The 16,123-nt window shown below is 69.6% G+C and carries 19 protein-coding genes and 1 pseudogene; 6 read left to right on the plus strand and 14 right to left on the minus strand.

Annotated elements, in window-relative coordinates:
* The first annotated feature begins 181 nt into the window (after positions 1-181).
* From nadA to nadC, 3 genes are read left to right on the plus strand one after another with little or no spacing between them, the layout of a single operon-like run.
* Positions 182-1,270, plus strand: coding sequence for a quinolinate synthase NadA (nadA, locus tag AC1RRV_RS18410; protein ID WP_492861092.1), 1,089 nt, complete (start codon positions 182-184; stop codon positions 1,268-1,270).
* Positions 1,271-1,307: 37 nt separating this feature from the next.
* The gene (locus AC1RRV_RS18415) at positions 1,308-2,822 is read left to right on the plus strand and encodes an L-aspartate oxidase (RefSeq protein WP_492861093.1); all 1,515 of its coding nucleotides are present in this window, start codon (positions 1,308-1,310) and stop codon (positions 2,820-2,822) included.
* Positions 2,819-3,679 (plus strand): carboxylating nicotinate-nucleotide diphosphorylase, encoded by an 861-nt coding sequence (gene nadC, locus AC1RRV_RS18420; RefSeq protein WP_492861094.1) that lies wholly within the window; start codon positions 2,819-2,821, stop codon positions 3,677-3,679. Before AC1RRV_RS18415 ends, nadC begins: the two co-directional genes overlap by 4 nt.
* A gap of 160 nt (positions 3,680-3,839) precedes the next feature.
* Here the strand turns inward: nadC and AC1RRV_RS18425 are convergent, their stop codons facing one another.
* A complete protein-coding gene (locus AC1RRV_RS18425; protein WP_492861095.1) occupies positions 3,840-4,256 on the minus strand; it encodes an MAPEG family protein in 417 nt (138 codons plus the stop codon).
* A gap of 83 nt (positions 4,257-4,339) precedes the next feature.
* Here AC1RRV_RS18425 and AC1RRV_RS18430 point away from each other — a divergent pair.
* Positions 4,340-4,456, plus strand: a pseudogene (locus AC1RRV_RS18430) (hypothetical protein); the annotation flags it as partial.
* A 10-nt stretch (positions 4,457-4,466) separates the two neighbouring features.
* Here the strand turns inward: AC1RRV_RS18430 and AC1RRV_RS18435 are convergent.
* Complete coding sequence (locus tag AC1RRV_RS18435; RefSeq protein WP_492861096.1) at positions 4,467-5,318, minus strand: prephenate dehydratase; 852 nt, start codon at positions 5,316-5,318, stop codon at positions 4,467-4,469.
* A complete protein-coding gene (locus AC1RRV_RS18440; RefSeq protein ID WP_492861097.1) occupies positions 5,315-6,055 on the minus strand; it encodes a 3-deoxy-manno-octulosonate cytidylyltransferase in 741 nt (246 codons plus the stop codon). Before AC1RRV_RS18440 ends, AC1RRV_RS18435 begins: the two co-directional genes overlap by 4 nt.
* A gap of 155 nt (positions 6,056-6,210) precedes the next feature.
* Between AC1RRV_RS18440 and AC1RRV_RS18445 the strand changes: the two genes are divergently transcribed.
* Positions 6,211-6,909 carry a c-type cytochrome gene (locus AC1RRV_RS18445; RefSeq protein WP_492861098.1) on the plus strand — a complete coding sequence of 233 codons (699 nt, stop codon included), beginning with the start codon at positions 6,211-6,213 and terminating at the stop codon, positions 6,907-6,909.
* A gap of 100 nt (positions 6,910-7,009) precedes the next feature.
* Here the strand turns inward: AC1RRV_RS18445 and AC1RRV_RS18450 are convergent, their stop codons facing one another.
* The 7 genes from AC1RRV_RS18450 to AC1RRV_RS18480 all read right to left on the minus strand — a co-directional run bounded on the left by AC1RRV_RS18450 (position 7,010) and on the right by AC1RRV_RS18480 (position 12,190).
* The gene (locus tag AC1RRV_RS18450; protein WP_492861099.1) at positions 7,010-7,621 is read right to left on the minus strand and encodes a glutathione S-transferase family protein; all 612 of its coding nucleotides are present in this window, start codon (positions 7,619-7,621) and stop codon (positions 7,010-7,012) included.
* Positions 7,618-8,037, minus strand: coding sequence for a hypothetical protein (locus AC1RRV_RS18455; RefSeq protein WP_492861100.1), 420 nt, complete (start codon positions 8,035-8,037; stop codon positions 7,618-7,620). Before AC1RRV_RS18455 ends, AC1RRV_RS18450 begins: the two co-directional genes overlap by 4 nt.
* Before the next feature lie 152 nt (positions 8,038-8,189).
* Positions 8,190-8,714: an SRPBCC family protein gene (locus tag AC1RRV_RS18460; RefSeq protein ID WP_492861139.1), complete on the minus strand. Its 525-nt coding sequence runs from the start codon at positions 8,712-8,714 to the stop codon at positions 8,190-8,192.
* Positions 8,714-9,061, minus strand: a complete 348-nt coding sequence (locus tag AC1RRV_RS18465) for an ArsR/SmtB family transcription factor (protein ID WP_492861101.1) — start codon at positions 9,059-9,061, stop codon at positions 8,714-8,716. The genes AC1RRV_RS18460 and AC1RRV_RS18465 overlap by 1 nt, the downstream gene beginning before the upstream one ends.
* A gap of 74 nt (positions 9,062-9,135) precedes the next feature.
* Positions 9,136-9,933, minus strand: coding sequence for an alpha/beta hydrolase (locus AC1RRV_RS18470; RefSeq protein ID WP_492861102.1), 798 nt, complete (start codon positions 9,931-9,933; stop codon positions 9,136-9,138).
* Positions 9,930-10,775 carry a C40 family peptidase gene (locus AC1RRV_RS18475; RefSeq protein ID WP_492861103.1) on the minus strand — a complete coding sequence of 282 codons (846 nt, stop codon included), beginning with the start codon at positions 10,773-10,775 and terminating at the stop codon, positions 9,930-9,932. The genes AC1RRV_RS18470 and AC1RRV_RS18475 overlap by 4 nt, the downstream gene beginning before the upstream one ends.
* Entirely contained in the window at positions 10,772-12,190 is a 1,419-nt protein-coding gene (locus tag AC1RRV_RS18480; protein WP_492861104.1) for a leucyl aminopeptidase family protein, read from the minus strand. The genes AC1RRV_RS18475 and AC1RRV_RS18480 overlap by 4 nt, the downstream gene beginning before the upstream one ends.
* A 196-nt stretch (positions 12,191-12,386) precedes the next feature.
* On the opposite strand from AC1RRV_RS18480, the gene AC1RRV_RS18485 reads away from it, so the two are divergent.
* Positions 12,387-13,115 (plus strand): tetratricopeptide repeat protein, encoded by a 729-nt coding sequence (locus AC1RRV_RS18485; protein WP_492861140.1) that lies wholly within the window; start codon positions 12,387-12,389, stop codon positions 13,113-13,115.
* A 3-nt stretch (positions 13,116-13,118) separates the two neighbouring features.
* Here the strand turns inward: AC1RRV_RS18485 and AC1RRV_RS18490 are convergent, their stop codons facing one another.
* From AC1RRV_RS18490 to AC1RRV_RS18505, 4 genes are all read right to left on the minus strand, one after another.
* Positions 13,119-13,568: a DoxX family protein gene (locus AC1RRV_RS18490; protein WP_492861105.1), complete on the minus strand. Its 450-nt coding sequence runs from the start codon at positions 13,566-13,568 to the stop codon at positions 13,119-13,121.
* A gap of 276 nt (positions 13,569-13,844) precedes the next feature.
* Positions 13,845-14,033, minus strand: coding sequence for a hypothetical protein (locus AC1RRV_RS18495; RefSeq protein ID WP_492861106.1), 189 nt, complete (start codon positions 14,031-14,033; stop codon positions 13,845-13,847).
* 103 nt (positions 14,034-14,136) lie between these two features.
* Positions 14,137-15,132: a type II secretion system F family protein gene (locus AC1RRV_RS18500; RefSeq protein WP_492861107.1), complete on the minus strand. Its 996-nt coding sequence runs from the start codon at positions 15,130-15,132 to the stop codon at positions 14,137-14,139.
* Positions 15,133-15,144: 12 nt separating this feature from the next.
* Positions 15,145-16,122 carry a type II secretion system F family protein gene (locus tag AC1RRV_RS18505; protein WP_492861108.1) on the minus strand — a complete coding sequence of 326 codons (978 nt, stop codon included), beginning with the start codon at positions 16,120-16,122 and terminating at the stop codon, positions 15,145-15,147.
* Position 16,123 lies beyond the last annotated feature (1 nt).

The raw sequence follows: 16,123 nt of genomic DNA on the forward strand, positions 1-16,123 counted from the left end.
TGGCGCCGCGCTTTCAGATAATGCCGGGTTTGCATTCCGGCGCGCAGGGGCTATATCTGTGCAATCAGTTATGCTCACTTTCAGCATAACCATGACGCCGGTCCCCAGCGGGCACCCTCGCGAAGCGCCGGCGTTTTTTGAGGCCCTGGAAATGCTCACTTTGAGCATAACGGAGATTCAAATGGCCGACGGGTTCGCTGCTCCGCTTGAGTTCACCGCCCGCATCGAGGCGGAGACCAGCGGAATCTGGGACAAGGTCAAGCACCACGTCACCCCCATGGAGTGGCGCGTCCAGGCCCCACTGATCGCCGAGATCAACCGGATCAAGCGCGAGAAGAACGCCGCGATCCTGGCCCACAACTACATGACGCCGGACATCTTCCACGGCGTGGGCGATTTCGTGGGCGACAGTCTGGCCCTGGCCCGCGAGGCGGCCAAGTCGGACGCCCGGATCATCGTCCAGGCCGGCGTGCACTTCATGGCCGAGACCAGCAAGGTCCTCAGCCCCGACAAGAAGATCCTGATCCCGGACCTGAAGGCCGGCTGCAGCCTGGCGTCCTCGATCACCGGCGCCGACGTGCGGCTGATCAAGCAACGCTATCCGGGCGTGCCGGTCGTCACCTATGTGAACACCACGGCCGACGTGAAGGCCGAGACCGACATCTGCTGCACCAGCGCCAACGCCGTGCAGATCGTCGAGTGGGCCGCCAAGGAATGGGGGACCGACAAGGTCATCCTGATCCCCGACGAGTTCCTGGCCCGCAATGTCGCGCGCCAGACCGACGTCAAGATCATCGCCTGGGCCGGTCACTGCGAGGTGCACAAGCGCTTCACCGTCAGCGACATCGCCGACATGCGCGCGGCCTGGCCCGGCGCGGAAGTGCTGGCCCACCCCGAGTGCCCGGCCGAGATCCTGGAAGCCGCCGACTTCGCCGGCTCGACCGCCGCGATGAACGACTATGTGGCGGCCCGCAAGCCGGCCCAGGTGGTGCTGATCACCGAGTGCTCGATGGCCAGCAACGTCCAGGCCGAGAGCCCGCTGACCCAGTTCATCGGCCCCTGCAACATGTGCCCGCACATGAAGCGGATCACGCTGCAAAACATCTACGACGCCCTCGTGCACGAGCAATACGAGGTCACCGTCGACGCCGATGTCATCGACCGCGCCCGGCTGGCCGTGCAGCGGATGATCGACCTGCCGCCGCCGGCGGTTCCGGCGCGATACGACCTGGTGAAGGCCCGGCATCACGTGGATGTCGAGCTGATCTAGTCCTGCTTTCTTCCCTCTCCCCAGGGAGTCGCTTCCAGTGACCGAACGCGTGAATTTCGACGGCCCCGTCATCCTCGGGGCCGGCCTGGCCGGCCTCACCGCAGCGCTCGCGGCGGAGAAGGCCCTTGTCCTGTCGCCCACCCCGCTGGCGACCGGCTGCTCCAGCGCCTGGGCGCAGGGCGGCATGGCCGCGGCCCTGGCCGGCGACGACACCCCAGAACTGCACGCCGCCGACACCATCGCCGCCGGCGCCGGCCTTTGCGATCCGACCGCCGTCGAGCTCCTCACCCGCGAAGGCCCGCAAGCCGTCCGCGACCTCGCCGCCCTGGGCGCGCCGTTCGATCGCAAGACCGGCGGCGACTTCGTGCTCAGCCTCGAGGCCGCCCACGCCAAGGCCCGCGTCGCGCGGGTCGGCGGCGACGGGGCCGGCGCGGCGATCATGGCCGCCGTCATCGCCGCCGTCCGCGCCACCCCGACCATCGAGATCCGAGAGCACGCCCGCGCCCGCCGGCTGCTGCAGGACGTGACCGGCCGCGTGGTCGGGGTCCTGGCGGAAATCGAAGGCGAGCTGGTCGAGATCCGTAGCCACGCGGTGATCCTGGCGACCGGCGGGGTCGGCGGCCTCTACGCCGTCACCACCACCCCGGCCGAGGTGCGCGGCGAGGGCCTGGGCCTGGCCGCCCTGGCCGGCGCGACGATCGCCGATCCCGAGTTCGTCCAGTTCCACCCCACGGCCATCGACATCGGCCGCGATCCCGCGCCCCTGGCCACCGAGGCCCTGCGCGGCGAGGGCTCGATACTCCGCAACACGGACGGTCGCGCCTTCATGGCCGACTACCACCCGGCCAAGGAATTGGCGCCCCGCGACGTGGTGGCCCGCGCTATCCATGCCGAGCGGGCCGCCGGCCGAGGCGCCTTCCTCGACGCGACAACGGCGGTCGGCGCTCACTTCCCCCACGAGTTCCCGGCCGTGTTCGAGGCCTGCCGGAGCGGCGGGATCGATCCGCGCCGCGAGATGATCCCGGTCACGCCCGCCGTGCACTATCACATGGGCGGCGTAGCGACGGACCTCGACGGCCGCGCCAGCCTGCCGGGCCTCTACGCCGCCGGCGAGTGCGCCTCGACCGGCGTGCAGGGCGCCAACCGCCTGGCCTCCAACAGCCTGCTGGAAGCGGCCGTGTTCGGGGCCCGCGCCGGCCGCGCGGCCGCGGCGGAGACCACGCACGGCGGCGAGCCGGTCAGCCTCGCCCCTCTGCCCGACCTGCCGGACGCGGCGCTGCAGACCCTGCGCAAGGCCATGAGCCGCGACGCCGGGGTGATCCGCGACGCCTGGGGCCTGGCCCGCCTGCTGAGCCAGATCGAGGCGCTGGAGCCCGCCTACGGTCCCTGCCCGACGGTCGTCGCCGCGCGGCTGATCGTCGAGGCCGCCCTGGCCCGCCGCGAAAGCCGTGGCGGTCACTTCCGCTCGGACTTCCCGGCCACGGCCGAGCCGGTCCGCAGCTTCGTCACGCTGGAGAGCCTGGACGCCGCCGTCCGCTACGCCGCCGAATGACCATCACCCCTCTCGTGAGCCCCTTGGCCGACCTCCTGGTCCGCCCGATCGTCGACCTCGCCTTGGCCGAGGACCTGGGCCGGGCGGGCGACATCACCGGCGAGGCCTGTATCGACCCGGACGCGCGCCTGTCGGTGGTCTGGGCCAGCCGCCAGGACGGCCGGATCTCGGGGCTGTCCTGCGCGCGCCTCTCGCTGGCCGCCTTGGACCCGACGGCAAGCTTCGAAGTGGTCACGCCGGATGGTTCGGACGTCCTGCCGGGCACGGTGCTGGCGAGGGCCGAGGGCAACGCCCGCGCCGTGTTGATCGCCGAGCGCACCGGCCTGAACCTGCTGGGCCGCCTCTCCGGCATCGCCACCCTGACCCGGGCCTATGTGCGCCTGGTCGAGGGTACGGACGCGACCATCGTCGACACCCGCAAGACCACGCCTGGCCTGCGGGCTCTGGAGAAGTACGCCGTCCGCTGCGGCGGCGGGACCAACCACCGCTTCGGCCTGGATGACGCCATCCTGATCAAGGACAACCACGTCGCCGCCTGCGGCGGGGTCGGCGAGGCCGTCCGCCGAGCGCGGGCCTATGCCGGCCATCTGGTGAAGGTGGAAGTCGAGGTCGACGGCCTGGACCAGCTTGAAGCGGCCCTCAAGCACGGGCCGGACGTGGTGATGCTGGACAATTTCAGCCTCGACGACCTGAAGACGGCCGTGCGCCTGGCCAAGGGCCGGGCGGTGCTGGAGGCCTCGGGCGGGGTGAACCTGACCACCGTGCGGGCGATCGCGGAGACGGGCGTGGACGTGATCAGCGTCGGGGCCCTGACCCACTCGGCGCCGGTGCTGGATATCGGGCTGGACGCGGCTTAGCGCGAGCGGGCTCCCTCTCTCTTTGGGAGAGGGTTGGGGTGAGTGGTTACAGCGCCCGACGGAGTGCCGGCACGCCGTCAAACGGCGTAACCACTCACCCTCCCATCGCTTCGCGACGGGCCCCTCCCTCTCTCAAAGAGAGAGGGATTTTCGGGCGGCCTCAAAACACCTTCATCAACTCCCGCACCACCATCGCCGCCAGCACGCCGGTGGAGATCACGAACAACAGGAATCGCATCGCCACCAGGTTCACGCTGATCTGCAGCAGGCTGTGCAGCACGCGGACGCCGACATAGACCCAGGCGAAATGCACGGCCATGCCGTCCGCGTGGCCCGCGACCTGGATGGCCAGGGCCGCCGCGTAGAAGATGGTCGGCTGTTCCATCAGGTGATTGTAGTTGTCGGCCGCCTGGCGCGCGCCGTCGGGCAGCTTGTCCAGCGAGCCCGGGAACCGCGCGTCCTGCGGCTTGATCCCGGCCTTCTGCATCGCCGGGATCCGCTGGATGTACATCCAGACCCAGATCACCAGCGACCACGCCACCAACGCCATCACGGGCGCGATCATCGAACTCTGCAAAGGTCCCTCCCCAGGAATCTTGGTTTCACCCGGGGAGGTAAGCAGAGAACAGCGTTATCGGAAATGGTGACGCTTGGGGAAGGCTGGGCCGGCGCCGTGCGTCCTTCGAGGCTCGCCTTCGGCTCACACCTCAGGATGAGGCATTCAGCAAAGGTCCTCATCCTGAGGTGCGCGCTCCTGAGCGCGCCTCGAAGGACGCACGCTGTCCGACTAGTTCCCCCGATCGCGGAACGGGTCGGCCGGATACACGCCCAGGATCTCGAAGCGCTCGGAGAAGAACTTCAGCTCGTCCAGGGCCAGGGCCAGGTTGCGGTCCTCGGGCCGGCCGTCGACCTCGGCGTAGAAGAAGGTGGCTGTGAAGGCGCCGCCTTCCATGTAGCTTTCCAGCTTGGTCATGTTGACGCCGTTGGTCGCGAAGCCGCCCAGCGCCTTGTAGAGGGCCGCCGGCAGGTTGCGGACGCGGAACACGAAGCTGGTCACGCAGCGGTGCATGAAGTCCGGCGCCGCCGGGCTCTTGTCAGCCGTCATCACCAGGAAGCGGGTGGTGTTGTGGCGCTCGTCCTCGATATCGCTGGCCAGGATATCGAGGCCATAGATCTCGGCCGCCAGGGCCGGGGCCACGGCGCCGCGCGTCGGGTTGGGGTTCAGGGCCAGGGCCTTGGCCGCGCCGGCGGTGTCGCCCGCCGCCTCGGTGGCGACGCCCAGCTTGTTCAGGCTGTGACGGCACTGGGCCAGGGCGATCGGCATCGAGGCCACCACCTTGATGTCCGACAGCTTGACGCCCTTGTTGGCCATCAACTGGAAGCGGATCGGCTTGAAGCGCTCGCCGATGATCTTCAGGCCCGAGGCCGGCAGCAGGTGGTGGACGTCGGCGACCCGGCCGGCGATCGAGTTCTCGATCGGGATCATGCCCAGCTCGCAGACGCCCGTCTTGATGGCCTCGAAGGCCTCCTGGAACGTCGCGCAGGGATAGGCCTCGTGATCCGGGAAGTAGGTCCGGCACGCCTCGTGGCTGTTGGCGCCGGGCTCGCCCTGGAAGGCGATCTTCTTGAGGATGCTCATAGGGCCTGTTTTCCAGCTTCTTGGCGTGCGGCTTCTAGATCTGAAGGATTGTCGACGGAGATCGGGGCTTCGGCGGCCACGGCGGCGCGGATCGTCAGGCCCAGTTCCATGGCGCGCAGCTGCTCCAGCTTCTCGCGCTTTTCCAGGGCGGACGGCGAGGCGTCATTGAACACCACCAGCGCCTCGCGGCGATAGCCGTAGATGCCGATGTGGCGCCAGACGGGCCCGTCGCCATAGAGGGTCGAGCGGGTGAAATACAGCGCGCGGCCGCTTTGGCCGTCGTCCTCCATGGCCAGCACGGCCTTGACGACGTCGGGATTCGCCCGGTCGGCGGGCGAGGCTTCCGGGGCCACGACGGTGGCGATATCGGCGTCGTCGAACTCCTTAAGTACTCGGGCGCAATCGCTGAGTACGGCCGGGTCGACGAAGGGCATGTCGCCCTGCAGGTTGATCACCACGTCGTGCTCGAAGCCCGGATCCAGCTGCGCCAGGGCCGCCAGGATGCGGTCCGAGCCGGAGGGCAGTTCGGGGTCGGTCAGCACCGCCACGCCGCCGGCGGCCCGCACCGCCTCGACGATTTCGGGATCGCCGGCCGCCACGGCCACGGGACCGATATCGGCCAGCAAGGCTTGCCGCAGAACCCGGACGATCATCGGGACGCCGCCGATGTCCGCCAGCGGCTTGCCCGGCAGGCGGGTCGCCGCCATTCGCGCGGGGATCAAGACGATCGGGTTCATGAGTTCAAATCTTTGCTGCCCGGTTGCGCGAGGGGCGGTAGCGTGTAAGAGACGCGAGCGCAACATAACGCGCGCCGGGGACTCGTCCTGCGATCACCGCGCGCTGGTTTCAAGCCCGCCCTCGGGTGGGCCGACAAGAGGCTGACTAGGCTGAGATGAGCGACCTGACGTTCAACAAGATCGCTGGCGGCGTGCTGCTGACCGGCCTCGTTATTTTCGGTCTGCGAGAAGCGTCGGACATCGTCTTCAAGAAGCATGAAGTCGAGAAGGCCGGCTACGAGATCGCGGTCCAGGAAGAATCCGCCGAAGGCGGCGCGGCCGCGGCCGACACCCCGCCCGACTGGGCCGCCGTGCTGACCCCGGCCAATGTGGCCGCCGGCGCGGCCGTCTCGGCCAAGTGCGCGGCCTGCCACAAGCTGGACGCCTCGAACGCCAACTCGACCGGTCCGGGCCTCTGGGACGTCGTGGGCCGCAAGCCCGCCGCGCACCCGGGCTTCAACTATTCGGGCGCGATGAAGGACTTCTCCGGCAAGCAGGCGGTGTGGGATTACGACGCCCTGTACACCTTCCTGAAGGCCCCGGGTAAGGACGTCCCCGGCACCAACATGACCTTCGTCGGTCTGAAGAAGCCGGAAGACCGCATCGCCCTGATCGCCTATCTGCACAGCCTGGGCAGCAAGCTGCCGGTGCCGCCGCCGCGTCCGGCCGCCGCGGCTCCCGCCGCCGAAGGCGCCGCGGCCGCTGACGCCGCCGCTCCGGGCGCCGCTGGTGGCACGACGGCCCCGGCCGCCGGCGCCGTCGCGGCTCCCGCCGCTCCGGCCGCGGGTGGCAATACGGCTCCGCCGAAAGCGTAAGCCTCTCGGAACACCGACATCGAAAAGGCCGCGAAGCGAAAGCTCCGCGGCCTTTTTTTGTTGTCACGAGCCTTCCTGGGCCGATGAGCGTCAGGCGAGCCTATTGCCCCCCGTGACCCGCCTTGGCCCGCTGATAGGCCGGCCGCGCCCGGAGCCGGTCGAGATAGGCCTGCAGGCGCGGCGGGATGTCCTGGCCGACCGCGCCGATCCAGATGGCCAGGCCTGTCGCGACCGAGATGTCGGCCAGCGTCAGGCTGTCGCCGACCAGGAATTCGCGGTCGCCGATCGTCTCGGCCAGCAGCTCCAGTACGCCGTTGAGCCGCCCCTCGGTGACGGTCACCAACCAATTGCGCTTCTGATCCTCCGGCGCGCCGAAGCGGGTCGCGATCAGGGGCGTCATCGGGGCGGACAGCGAAGCCTCGCCCAGCAGGGTGAACTGCAGAACCTTGGCATGGCGAGGATCGCCCGCCGCCGGCATGAGGTCGGTCGGGCCGTAGCGCTGGGCGACGTACAGCAGCATGGCGATCGACTCGCCGATCTCGACCTCGCCGTCCTGCAGGAAGGGCACGGTCGCGAACGGGTTCAGGGCGCGATAGGCCGCGTCGGGCGGCCAGCCGACGGGGCTGAAGGCGTGCTCCAGACCCATCTCCTCGCACAGCCAGGCCGTCCGCAGCCCACGGGCGCCGCCCGGGAAGTCGTGGATGGTGATCATGCGCTGGCCTCCGCGACCTGGGTCCGGTGACGCAGCGCCAGCCGCCCGCCCCACCACACGCAGGGGATGGCCTGGGCCGGCAGCGAGACCGCGTACCACAACGGTCCGATCGCCTCCCCGCCCATGGAGAAGTAGGCGCCGATGCCGGCGAGGCCGGCGGCCAGGCCGATCCAGGCCAGGACCCAGGCGTGGCGCATCGGCAGGTCCGGCGCCAGTCGCGCGGCGACATAGCCGCCGGCCACGGCGAAGAGGCCGCGATAGGCGAAGGCCAGGACGAACAGGCCCTCCGACATCCGCTGCGGGACGGGCGGATAGACGCCGGTCGCGTGCAGGATAGCGTCGACGATGGTCGAGGCCCCGGCGGTCACCAGTAGGCCGGCGACCACCGCCCCAATACTGATCAGTCGGCGATGCATGGCTTTCCCCTCGCTAATGACGCCCAGCCAGGCGCGGGGATGGCCCCCACCGGCAGGAAGACGGCCTACCACCGCCCCTCTTCCCATGGCCAAGTATGCGACGATCCCGGCCAGGCCCGCGACCAAACCGATCCAGGCGGTGACCAGGAGCCTCAACCCGCGATGCATGGACCGTCGCCTTCGCCGCGAACGCCCAGCAGGGCGTCCAGCTTGCGCAGCTGGCTCTCGTGGCCGGCGCGGGCGCGCTCGGTCCAGGCGTCGTCGTGCATGGCGTCGAAGGTAATGGTCAGCGCCACCCCATCGGCCGTCGCCGCCAGCTCGACCACCGTGACCACCTCGTAGGGTTCAACGCCCGGCACGAAGTCGGTCAGGGTCGAATAGGCCAGGCGGCGCGGCGCCGCGACCTCGGTGTAGGTGACCTTGCAGGGCGTCGACAGCGGCATGTTCGACCGGTTCATGAACGCCACCATCTCGGGCGCCACGGCGGTCATCAGGTAGTTCAACGCGCCGCCGGGCCGCAGGTCCAGCGAGGTCACCGTGACCTCGAAGCCCTCGGGGCCCCACCAGGATTCGATGCCGTCCTTGGTGGTCCACAGCGCCCAGGCCTCCTCGATCGTGGCCTCGTAGTGTCGCTCGATCGAGAACTGGGCCCGCGCGGCCGTGGTTACGGTCGTCATCACGATTGCTCCTCGGGGGCGGGCTTGCCGGCCGCCCGGTTTCGTTGAAGGGCGGCGCCGAACCGGTCCAGCCGCGCCTCCCAGTGCCGCCGGTACTCGGCCACCCAGGCTTCGAGCTCGTCGAAGGCTTCGCGGCGTAGCGAGTAGAGCCGCTTCTGGCCGTCGGGCCGCATCTGGACGACGCCCGCCTCGGTCAGGATGCGCAGGTGACGCGACACGCCGGACTGGTGGATGTCCATCCGCTCGACGATGTCGCCGACCGCGCACTCCCCCGCCTTCATCGCCTCGACGATGCGAAAGCGGGTGGGATCGCCCAGGGCGTGGAACAGGTTTATCTGCGTATCCATACATATACATTTTCATGCATATTTATGGGCGTCAAGAGCTGGAAAAGTCCCTCTCTCATAGAGAGAGGTTCCTTCTACCCCCGCCGCGCCATCCACCGGGCCGCCAGGTCCGGCCAGGACCCTTGGGAGCCGTCCAGGTCGCGCAGGGCGAAGCCGTGCGGGGCGGCGCCGAACATGTGGGCGTCGAGGTCCAGCCCCTTGTCCCGCGCGGTCGTGATGAAGTTCAGGGCGTGCTCGACCGGCACGGCCTGATCGTGCAGCGCATAGGCCAGGAACACCGGACAGCCCGGCACGCCGTGCGGCTCGGCCGCCAGGCCGATCGGCCAGTCGTCATAGAAGGCCTGCTTCTGCGGCGGCGGATAGTCGGGCTTGCCGGCCGGGGCCTTGTACTTCGAGTGGTTGGCGTTGATCGGCGCGTAGGCGATCAGCAGGCCGGTCGGGTCCACGCCCGGCTGGCACGCCAGGGCGCCCGCCAGGTGGCCGCCCGACGACAGCCCCATGAGGAAGAGCGGCCGGTCGCGGCCGATATGGGCCAGCGCGGCCTTGGCGTCGGTCAGGGCCACGTCCTTGGGCCACACGCGCTGCCCGTCCGCTGCCGCGCCAGGCAGGCGATGGACCAGCACATAGGCGTCGTAGCCCAGGCCGTTGAGCCACAGCGCAACCTCGGCCCCCTCGCGATCGTACATCAGCCGCACATAGCCGCCGCCGGCGCAGATCAGGACCCGGCCAACCGGCTCTGCGACGCGATAGGCGTGCAGCTCGGGACGGGTGATCCGGTCCAGCACGCGGTCGGGCCAGTCGCCCTGCAGGGTGTTGGGCGCGCCCTCGCCCAGGACGATGACGTCGTCGAGCATCCGATCCATGGCGCTCATGGACGACGATAGCCCAGCGGCGCGCCCAGCCCGGCGGCCTCGATCCGGGCGACGGCCTCGGCCAGGGGTTCGATCGCCGTGGCCATGTGATGGGCGTTGGCGTGCAGGATGGTTTCGGCGTCGAGCAGCACCGCCACGTGGCCCTTCCAGAACACCAGGTCGCCGCGCTTGCGGTCGCCCTCGGCGATCTCGGGGAAGAAGCCGCGCTGCATGTCGGTGTCACGCGGACAGGCGCGGGCGCAGGCATAGAGCGCCTGCTGCACCAGGCCCGAACAGTCCACGCCCAGCGACTCGCGACCGCCCCACTGGTAGGGCGCGCCCAGGAAGCGCTCGGCGACGGCGACATAGTCGCGCTCGCCCCGGCCGATGGCGGTCAGGTGCTCCTCGATGAACCAGCCGGTCCCCGCGCCCTTGGCGAAGCGGCCCTCGCGGGCCTCGACCGTGACCAGGGCGTTCAGCGAATAGAGCCCTTCCGGTCGCGACTTGATGTCGGGTTTGGCGAAGGCGTAGGTCCGGATCGCCTTGACGGCGTGGGTCGGCGGATGGCCTTGCGGGACCAGGGCCAAGACGTCGACGAAGCCGACATAGCCGTCGCGGGCCGCCTGCCCCCAGGCGAAGCCATCGCCCTCCTCCAGCACGCGGAACACCTCGCCGAACAGCAGCTGGTCCCACTGCTCGGCGTCGGGCGCGGCGGCGGCGCGGATGGCGGTGGCCGGGACGGCGCAGACCATCTTGCGGCTGGCCTTGTAGTGCTCGGCCGGGGCCAGCCCCTCCAGGCGCTGGTCGGCCAGGTCGGGCCGGGCCAGGGTCACGCGCGTGTCCCCAATGGAGTTCAAGCTCATGCGAAACGACCCTTGATCATGGCGAAGGCGGCGCGGATCGCCTGAACCTCGCCTCCGACGGGGAATCCCGGGCGATTCCGAGGGTTCCACGCGAAGACGTCGAAATGGGCCCACGGACCGACATCGTCACCCTTCGGCGCGAACCGCTGCAGGAACAGGGCGGCCGTGGTGGCGCCGGCCTGGGCCCAGCCATCGGGGTCATTCTTGAGGTCGGCGATGTCGCTGTCGAGGGCGTCGCGATAGGCGTCGGTCAGCGGCAGGCGCCAGACCGGGTCGGCGACGCGATTGGCCGCCACCTCGATCTGGGCGGCCAGCTTCTCGTCGGCGGTCCAGTAGGGGATCACGAACGGGCCCAGGGCGACGCGCGCGGCGCCGGTCAGGGTCGCGAAGTCCAGGGTCAGGGCCGGCTTCAGCTCGGCCGCGCGGGTCAGGGCGTCGGCCAGGATCAGCCGCCCCTCGGCGTCGGTGTTGCCGACCTCGACGGTCAGGCCCGCGCGGGTCTGCAGCACGTCGCCCGGACGCATGGCGTCGCCCGAGATGGCGTTCTCCACGACCGGGGTCAGGATCACCAGCCGCACCGGCAGGCGCGCCTCCATGATCATCCGCCCCAGGGCCAGGGCGTGGGCGGCGCCGCCCATGTCCTTCTTCATCAGCCGCATGCCGCCCGAGGGCTTGATGTCGAGCCCGCCGGTGTCGAACACCACGCCTTTCCCCACGAGGGCAACGCACGGGTGGGCTGCATCGCCCCAGCTGATCTCGATCATGCGCGGCGCGCGGGCCGGAACGGCGGCGCGGCCCACGGCGTGGACGGCCGGATAGTTCTGGGCCAGCAGGTCGTCGCCACGCACCACCGACAGGGTGGCGCCGTACTTGGCGGCGATCTCGCCGGCGATGGTCTCGATCTGCAGCGGCCCCATGTCGTTGGCCGGGGTGTTGACCATGTCGCGGCACAGGGCGCAGGCGTGGGCCATGGCGGTGACCGCGGCGACGTCGACGCCCTTGGGCGCGACCAGGCGCGGGATCGGCTCGCCCTTCTTCTTGTAGCGGTCGAAGCGATAGGTCCCGAGGGCGAAGGCCAGGGCCGCCTCGGTCGGGTCGATGCCGCGCGGCAGCTTGGTCAGGGCGTAGTCGCCGGGCGGCAGCTTGCCCGCCAGGGTGCGAAACAGCGACAGATCCGCGCGGCCCCCGCCCGCATTTGGGCCCACGCCCAGCAGCACGCGCTCGACCGCACCGTTCGATCCGGGGATGGCCAGCACCTGGCCCGCCTTACCCGTGAAGCTGTTGGCGGCGGCGAAAGTCCTTGCGGGCGCGCGTTTCTGGGCCAGGAAGGCCTCGACCTCGCCCTCCGCCAGCGGATGAACCGGGATCGCCTGCCCGTCGGTTTCGACGAGAATGGGATGCGTCGCGTCGGACATCGGCGGAACCCTTTAAAATTATGCTTAACGATTCCTTGAGGGCCGCGCCCGGACAATGGGCGCAACCTTTCGGAGACTCGTCTTCATGTGTCGCAAGCGCGCGCTCGTCGCAACCGTTCTCGGCTCGGCCGCCCTGCTTCTGTCGTCGGCGGCCTTCGCCGCCGAGGCCGCCAAGCCCACGCCTGAAGCCACCCCAATGGCTTCCCAGGCGGCCGCTCAGCCTGCTCCCGTTCGGGCCTCGCCGCAGCAGCGGGCCGAGGCGCAGCGCCTAGATCCGCTGGCCCGCGCCGCCTTCTGGGGCGCCCAGCTGGAGAACGACGCGGCCGACGCCGACGCCGGGGTGAACTTCGCCCAGGCCCTGCGCGCCCTGGGCCGCAACGACGAGGCCGCCTTGGCCGCGACCAAGGCCCTGGTGGCCCATCCCGACAACGCGCCGCTGCTGCTGGAGCTGGCCCGCGCCCACGTCGCGCGCGGCCAGGGTTTCTACGGCATCGATCCGGCTCGCAAGGCCGCCGCCCTCAATCCCAAGGACTGGCGTCCGCAGACCCTGCTGGCCGTGGCCTATGAGCAGGCCCAGCGCGACGAGGAGGCCGAGGCCGCCCACCGTCAGGCCCTGGTTCTGGCCCCGAACGAGGCCACGCCGCTGGCCAACTACGCCATGTACCTGGCCGCCAAGGGCGACCTGCCCGGCGCCGAGGCCCAGCTGCGCCGCGCCGCCGCCCTGCCCTCGGCCGGCATCCAGGTGCGCCAGAACCTCGCCCTGGTGGTCGGCCTGCAAGGCCGCCTGCCGGAAGCCGAGAAACTGGCCCGCGCCGACCTGCCGCCCGAGCTGGTGGCCAACAACCTGGCCTATCTCCGCGCCGCCATCGGCCAGGCCGGCGGCAGCCGCTCCTGGGACGCGATGAAGGCCGGCGGCGGGCAGTAGGCTCTAGCGGCCTGGCGGCGCGATCCCGAGACGGGCCGCCACGCCGCGCCAATCGGGCGAGCGCGCCAGCGCATGGGGGCCGTCGCCGATGACGACCTGGATCCCCAGCAGCGCCAGCCAGACCAGCGGAAGCTCCGCCCCCGCCTGGGTGAAGTAGAAGCCCTTGCGCACCAGCCAGAAGTGCGCCGCCCCGAGCATCATCGGCATGGCGTAGAGCGCCACGATGCGCGCGAACACCCCGGGGATCATCAGCAGGGCGCCGGCGATCTCGGCCGACAGCACATAGGCGGGCACGAACGGCGGATAGCCGGCCTGGACCAGCTTCCCCCACCAGACACTCACCCCGCCCGGCAGCACCGCCAGCTTCCAATAGAGATGAGCGATGAACAGGGCGCCGATCAGCACCCTGAGCAGCAGCCCCGCCAACCGCGAGGCCGAGGCCTGAGCTTCCATCCATTCCCCCTGAAGGACCGGGGCCAGAGCATCACATAACGGCGTTTTCCGGAAGTCGGCTTGGGGTGGGAGTCGGATGTTCAGTGCGTCCTTCGAGGCTCGCCTGCGGCTCACGCCTCAGGATGAGGATCTCCTTGCACTGACCACCTCATCCTGAGGTGCGCGCTCCTGAGCGCGCCTCGAAGGACGCAGTGAGCCAATGCCCGACTAGGGTCGATTGCAGACGTTCGCGCGTCCAGCTTCAGACTAACGCCAGCCCGCCCCACCCAGAGCCACCTACCCCGCCAGCGCCTGGCTGATCACCTTGGTCGCGCGGGTGAACACGCCCAGCAGCGGGCTGGCCATCACATGTCTCAGGGTGAAGGCGAAGGCCGCCGCCAGGGCCAGGAGGAGGCCGGTCTCCATGGCCGCGCCCCCTTGCTCGGTCTCCGCGAAGGCGGCCGAGGTCTCTTTCAACTTGTCCACGCGTACTGTCCCAAAACGAAAACTCTGGGATCGCGCGGCGCAAGTCTGGCGCCAGGCCTCAACTAAAGCGGCAGTGGAAGATGGAGGGCCCTAGGGCGGCCCGTCAGTGTTTCCCGAACACGTCCTGGATCTTCATGATGGCCGGACCCAGGATCACCAGGAACAGCACCGGCAGGAAGAACATGATCATCGGCACGGTCAGCTGGGCCGGCAGGGCGGCGGCTTTCTTCTCGGCGGCCGAGAGGCGCAGCTCGCGGTTTTCCTTGGCCATGACCCGCAGGGCGGTGCCCAGCGGCGTACCGTAGCGCTCGGCCTGGATCATGGCCGTGGCCACGGACTTGATGCCCGGATGATTGGTCCGGCGGGCCAGGTTCTCATAGGCCTGGCGGCGGTCGGGCAGGTAGGACAGCTCGGCGGTGAGCAGGCTGAGCTCCTCGGCCAGCTCCATCGACGAGGCGCCGACTTCCGAGCCGACCTTCTGGATGGCCGCTTCGATCGACATGCCGCTTTCCACGCAGATCAGCAGCAGGTCCAGCGCGTCGGGGAAGGCCGCCACGATCGACTCGCGGCGCTTCTGGGCGATGTTGGAGATGTAGACGTTGGGCGCGTAGTAGCCGATCGCCAGAGCCGCCACGCAGGCGCACATCTTCTGGATCGGCAGCAGGCCAAAGCCATTCACGACATAGAGGTAGAAGGCCACCACCGCCGCGAACACGAACGGCATCACGAAGCGGAAGAAGTAGAAGGTCGAGACCGGCTGCGGGCCCCGGAGGCCGGCCTGGGCCAGCTTGTCGACGACCTTGGGATCCTCGAGCAGCTTCGACAGCTGCAGGCGGTCGACGATGTTCTTGTAGAGGCCCTCGTCCTGGTGGCGCAGCGAACCGGCGCCCGCGCCGCCGCCCGGGTTCCGCGCGGCGATGCTCTGGCGCGAACGGCGGCGCAGCTCCTCGCGACGGTTGGCGACCGACTTCAGCCGGCCTTCCAGATTGTTGTTGCGCAGGGCCGGCGAGGCCAGGGTGACGATGGTGGCGAACACCACCACGGCGATGAACGCCGTCAGCAGGTTCGAGGGGTTGGTCAGGGTGTCGACGATCTTCACGGCGGCCCTCCCCTAGAACTTGAAGTTGATCATCTTGCGCATCACGAAGATGCCAAGGCTCATCCAGATCGCGCCCGCCAGCAGCATCAGGTGGCCGCGCGGGTCGGTGAACATGGGCTTCATGTAGTCTGGCGAGGTGACGCTGATCAGGATCACGACGCCGGGCGGCAGGCAGCCGATGATGAAGGCCGAGGCGATGGCTTCGGCCGACAGCGCCTTGATCTTTTCCTTCATCAGCTTGCGCGCGCGCAGCACGGTGGAAAGGTTGCCCAGGGCCTCGGCCAGGTTACCGCCGGTCTTGGCCTGGATGGCCAGCACGATCGCGAAGAAGCGCAGCTCGTTGGTCGGCATGCGCTCGTACATCTTGTCCAGGGCCGCATCGACCGGCACGCCCATGCCGACGTTCTCGGTCAGGGTGCGGAACTCGCCGGCCAGGGGCTCGGGGCACTCCTTGCCGATGATCTTCAGACAGTCGTGGACCGGCAGGCCCGACTTGATGCCGCGCACGATGATATCGATGGCGTCCGAGAAGGCCTCGGTGAACTTGTGGGTCCGGCCCTTGGCCAGGAAACCCAGAACCCAGCGCGGCAGGCCGGCCCCGGCGGCGAAACCCGCGCCCAGGGCGACCAGCGGCATCTGGCGCAGCAGAAGCGCCAGCAGGGCCACGAACACGCCCAGCACCCCGCTGACAATCCAGAACATCTTGACGTTCTGGCCCAGGCCGGCGGCCTGCATGCGCGCGCCGATGCTGAGCGAAGCCTTCTTCTGCTTGCGCTCCTGGTCCTTCAGGGCGTTGAGGATCGATTGACGACGGGCCTCGGGAGTGTTGGCCACGGCCTTGGCGCGGGCGCTGGCCTGGCGTTCGCCGCCGCCGGCCACAAGCTGGGCGCGCTTGGCGGCCTTGGCCGAGCCGTCATCGCCGCCGGCGAAGGCGAAGCCCAGGCCCGCGATGGTGATGAAGCCGAGAATGCCGGCGATGATGAACAGCATT

Source organism: Caulobacter sp. GW821-FHT11E10, from assembly GCF_058808375.1.

Excerpts from the sequence above, each read along its gene's own strand:
- AC1RRV_RS18460 (WP_492861139.1), bottom strand. The coding sequence starts at position 8,714 with ATGACGACCGTAACCACGGCCGCGCGGGCCCAGTTCTCGATCGAGCGA.
- AC1RRV_RS18490 (WP_492861105.1), bottom strand. The coding sequence starts at position 13,568 with ATGGAAGCTCAGGCCTCGGCCTCGCGGTTGGCGGGGCTGCTGCTCAGG.
- AC1RRV_RS18440 (WP_492861097.1), bottom strand. The coding sequence starts at position 6,055 with ATGAACCCGATCGTCTTGATCCCCGCGCGAATGGCGGCGACCCGCCTG.
- AC1RRV_RS18450 (WP_492861099.1), bottom strand. The coding sequence starts at position 7,621 with ATGATCACCATCCACGACTTCCCGGGCGGCGCCCGTGGGCTGCGGACG.
- AC1RRV_RS18505 (WP_492861108.1), bottom strand. The coding sequence starts at position 16,122 with ATGCTGTTCATCATCGCCGGCATTCTCGGCTTCATCACCATCGCGGGC.
- AC1RRV_RS18445 (WP_492861098.1), top strand. The coding sequence starts at position 6,211 with ATGAGCGACCTGACGTTCAACAAGATCGCTGGCGGCGTGCTGCTGACC.
- AC1RRV_RS18465 (WP_492861101.1), bottom strand. The coding sequence starts at position 9,061 with ATGGATACGCAGATAAACCTGTTCCACGCCCTGGGCGATCCCACCCGC.
- AC1RRV_RS18435 (WP_492861096.1), bottom strand. The coding sequence starts at position 5,318 with ATGAGCATCCTCAAGAAGATCGCCTTCCAGGGCGAGCCCGGCGCCAAC.
- AC1RRV_RS18455 (WP_492861100.1), bottom strand. The coding sequence starts at position 8,037 with ATGCATCGCCGACTGATCAGTATTGGGGCGGTGGTCGCCGGCCTACTG.
- nadC (WP_492861094.1), top strand. The coding sequence starts at position 2,819 with ATGACCATCACCCCTCTCGTGAGCCCCTTGGCCGACCTCCTGGTCCGC.
- nadA (WP_492861092.1), top strand. The coding sequence starts at position 182 with ATGGCCGACGGGTTCGCTGCTCCGCTTGAGTTCACCGCCCGCATCGAG.
- AC1RRV_RS18480 (WP_492861104.1), bottom strand. The coding sequence starts at position 12,190 with ATGTCCGACGCGACGCATCCCATTCTCGTCGAAACCGACGGGCAGGCG.
- AC1RRV_RS18470 (WP_492861102.1), bottom strand. The coding sequence starts at position 9,933 with ATGAGCGCCATGGATCGGATGCTCGACGACGTCATCGTCCTGGGCGAG.
- AC1RRV_RS18475 (WP_492861103.1), bottom strand. The coding sequence starts at position 10,775 with ATGAGCTTGAACTCCATTGGGGACACGCGCGTGACCCTGGCCCGGCCC.
- AC1RRV_RS18485 (WP_492861140.1), top strand. The coding sequence starts at position 12,387 with ATGGCTTCCCAGGCGGCCGCTCAGCCTGCTCCCGTTCGGGCCTCGCCG.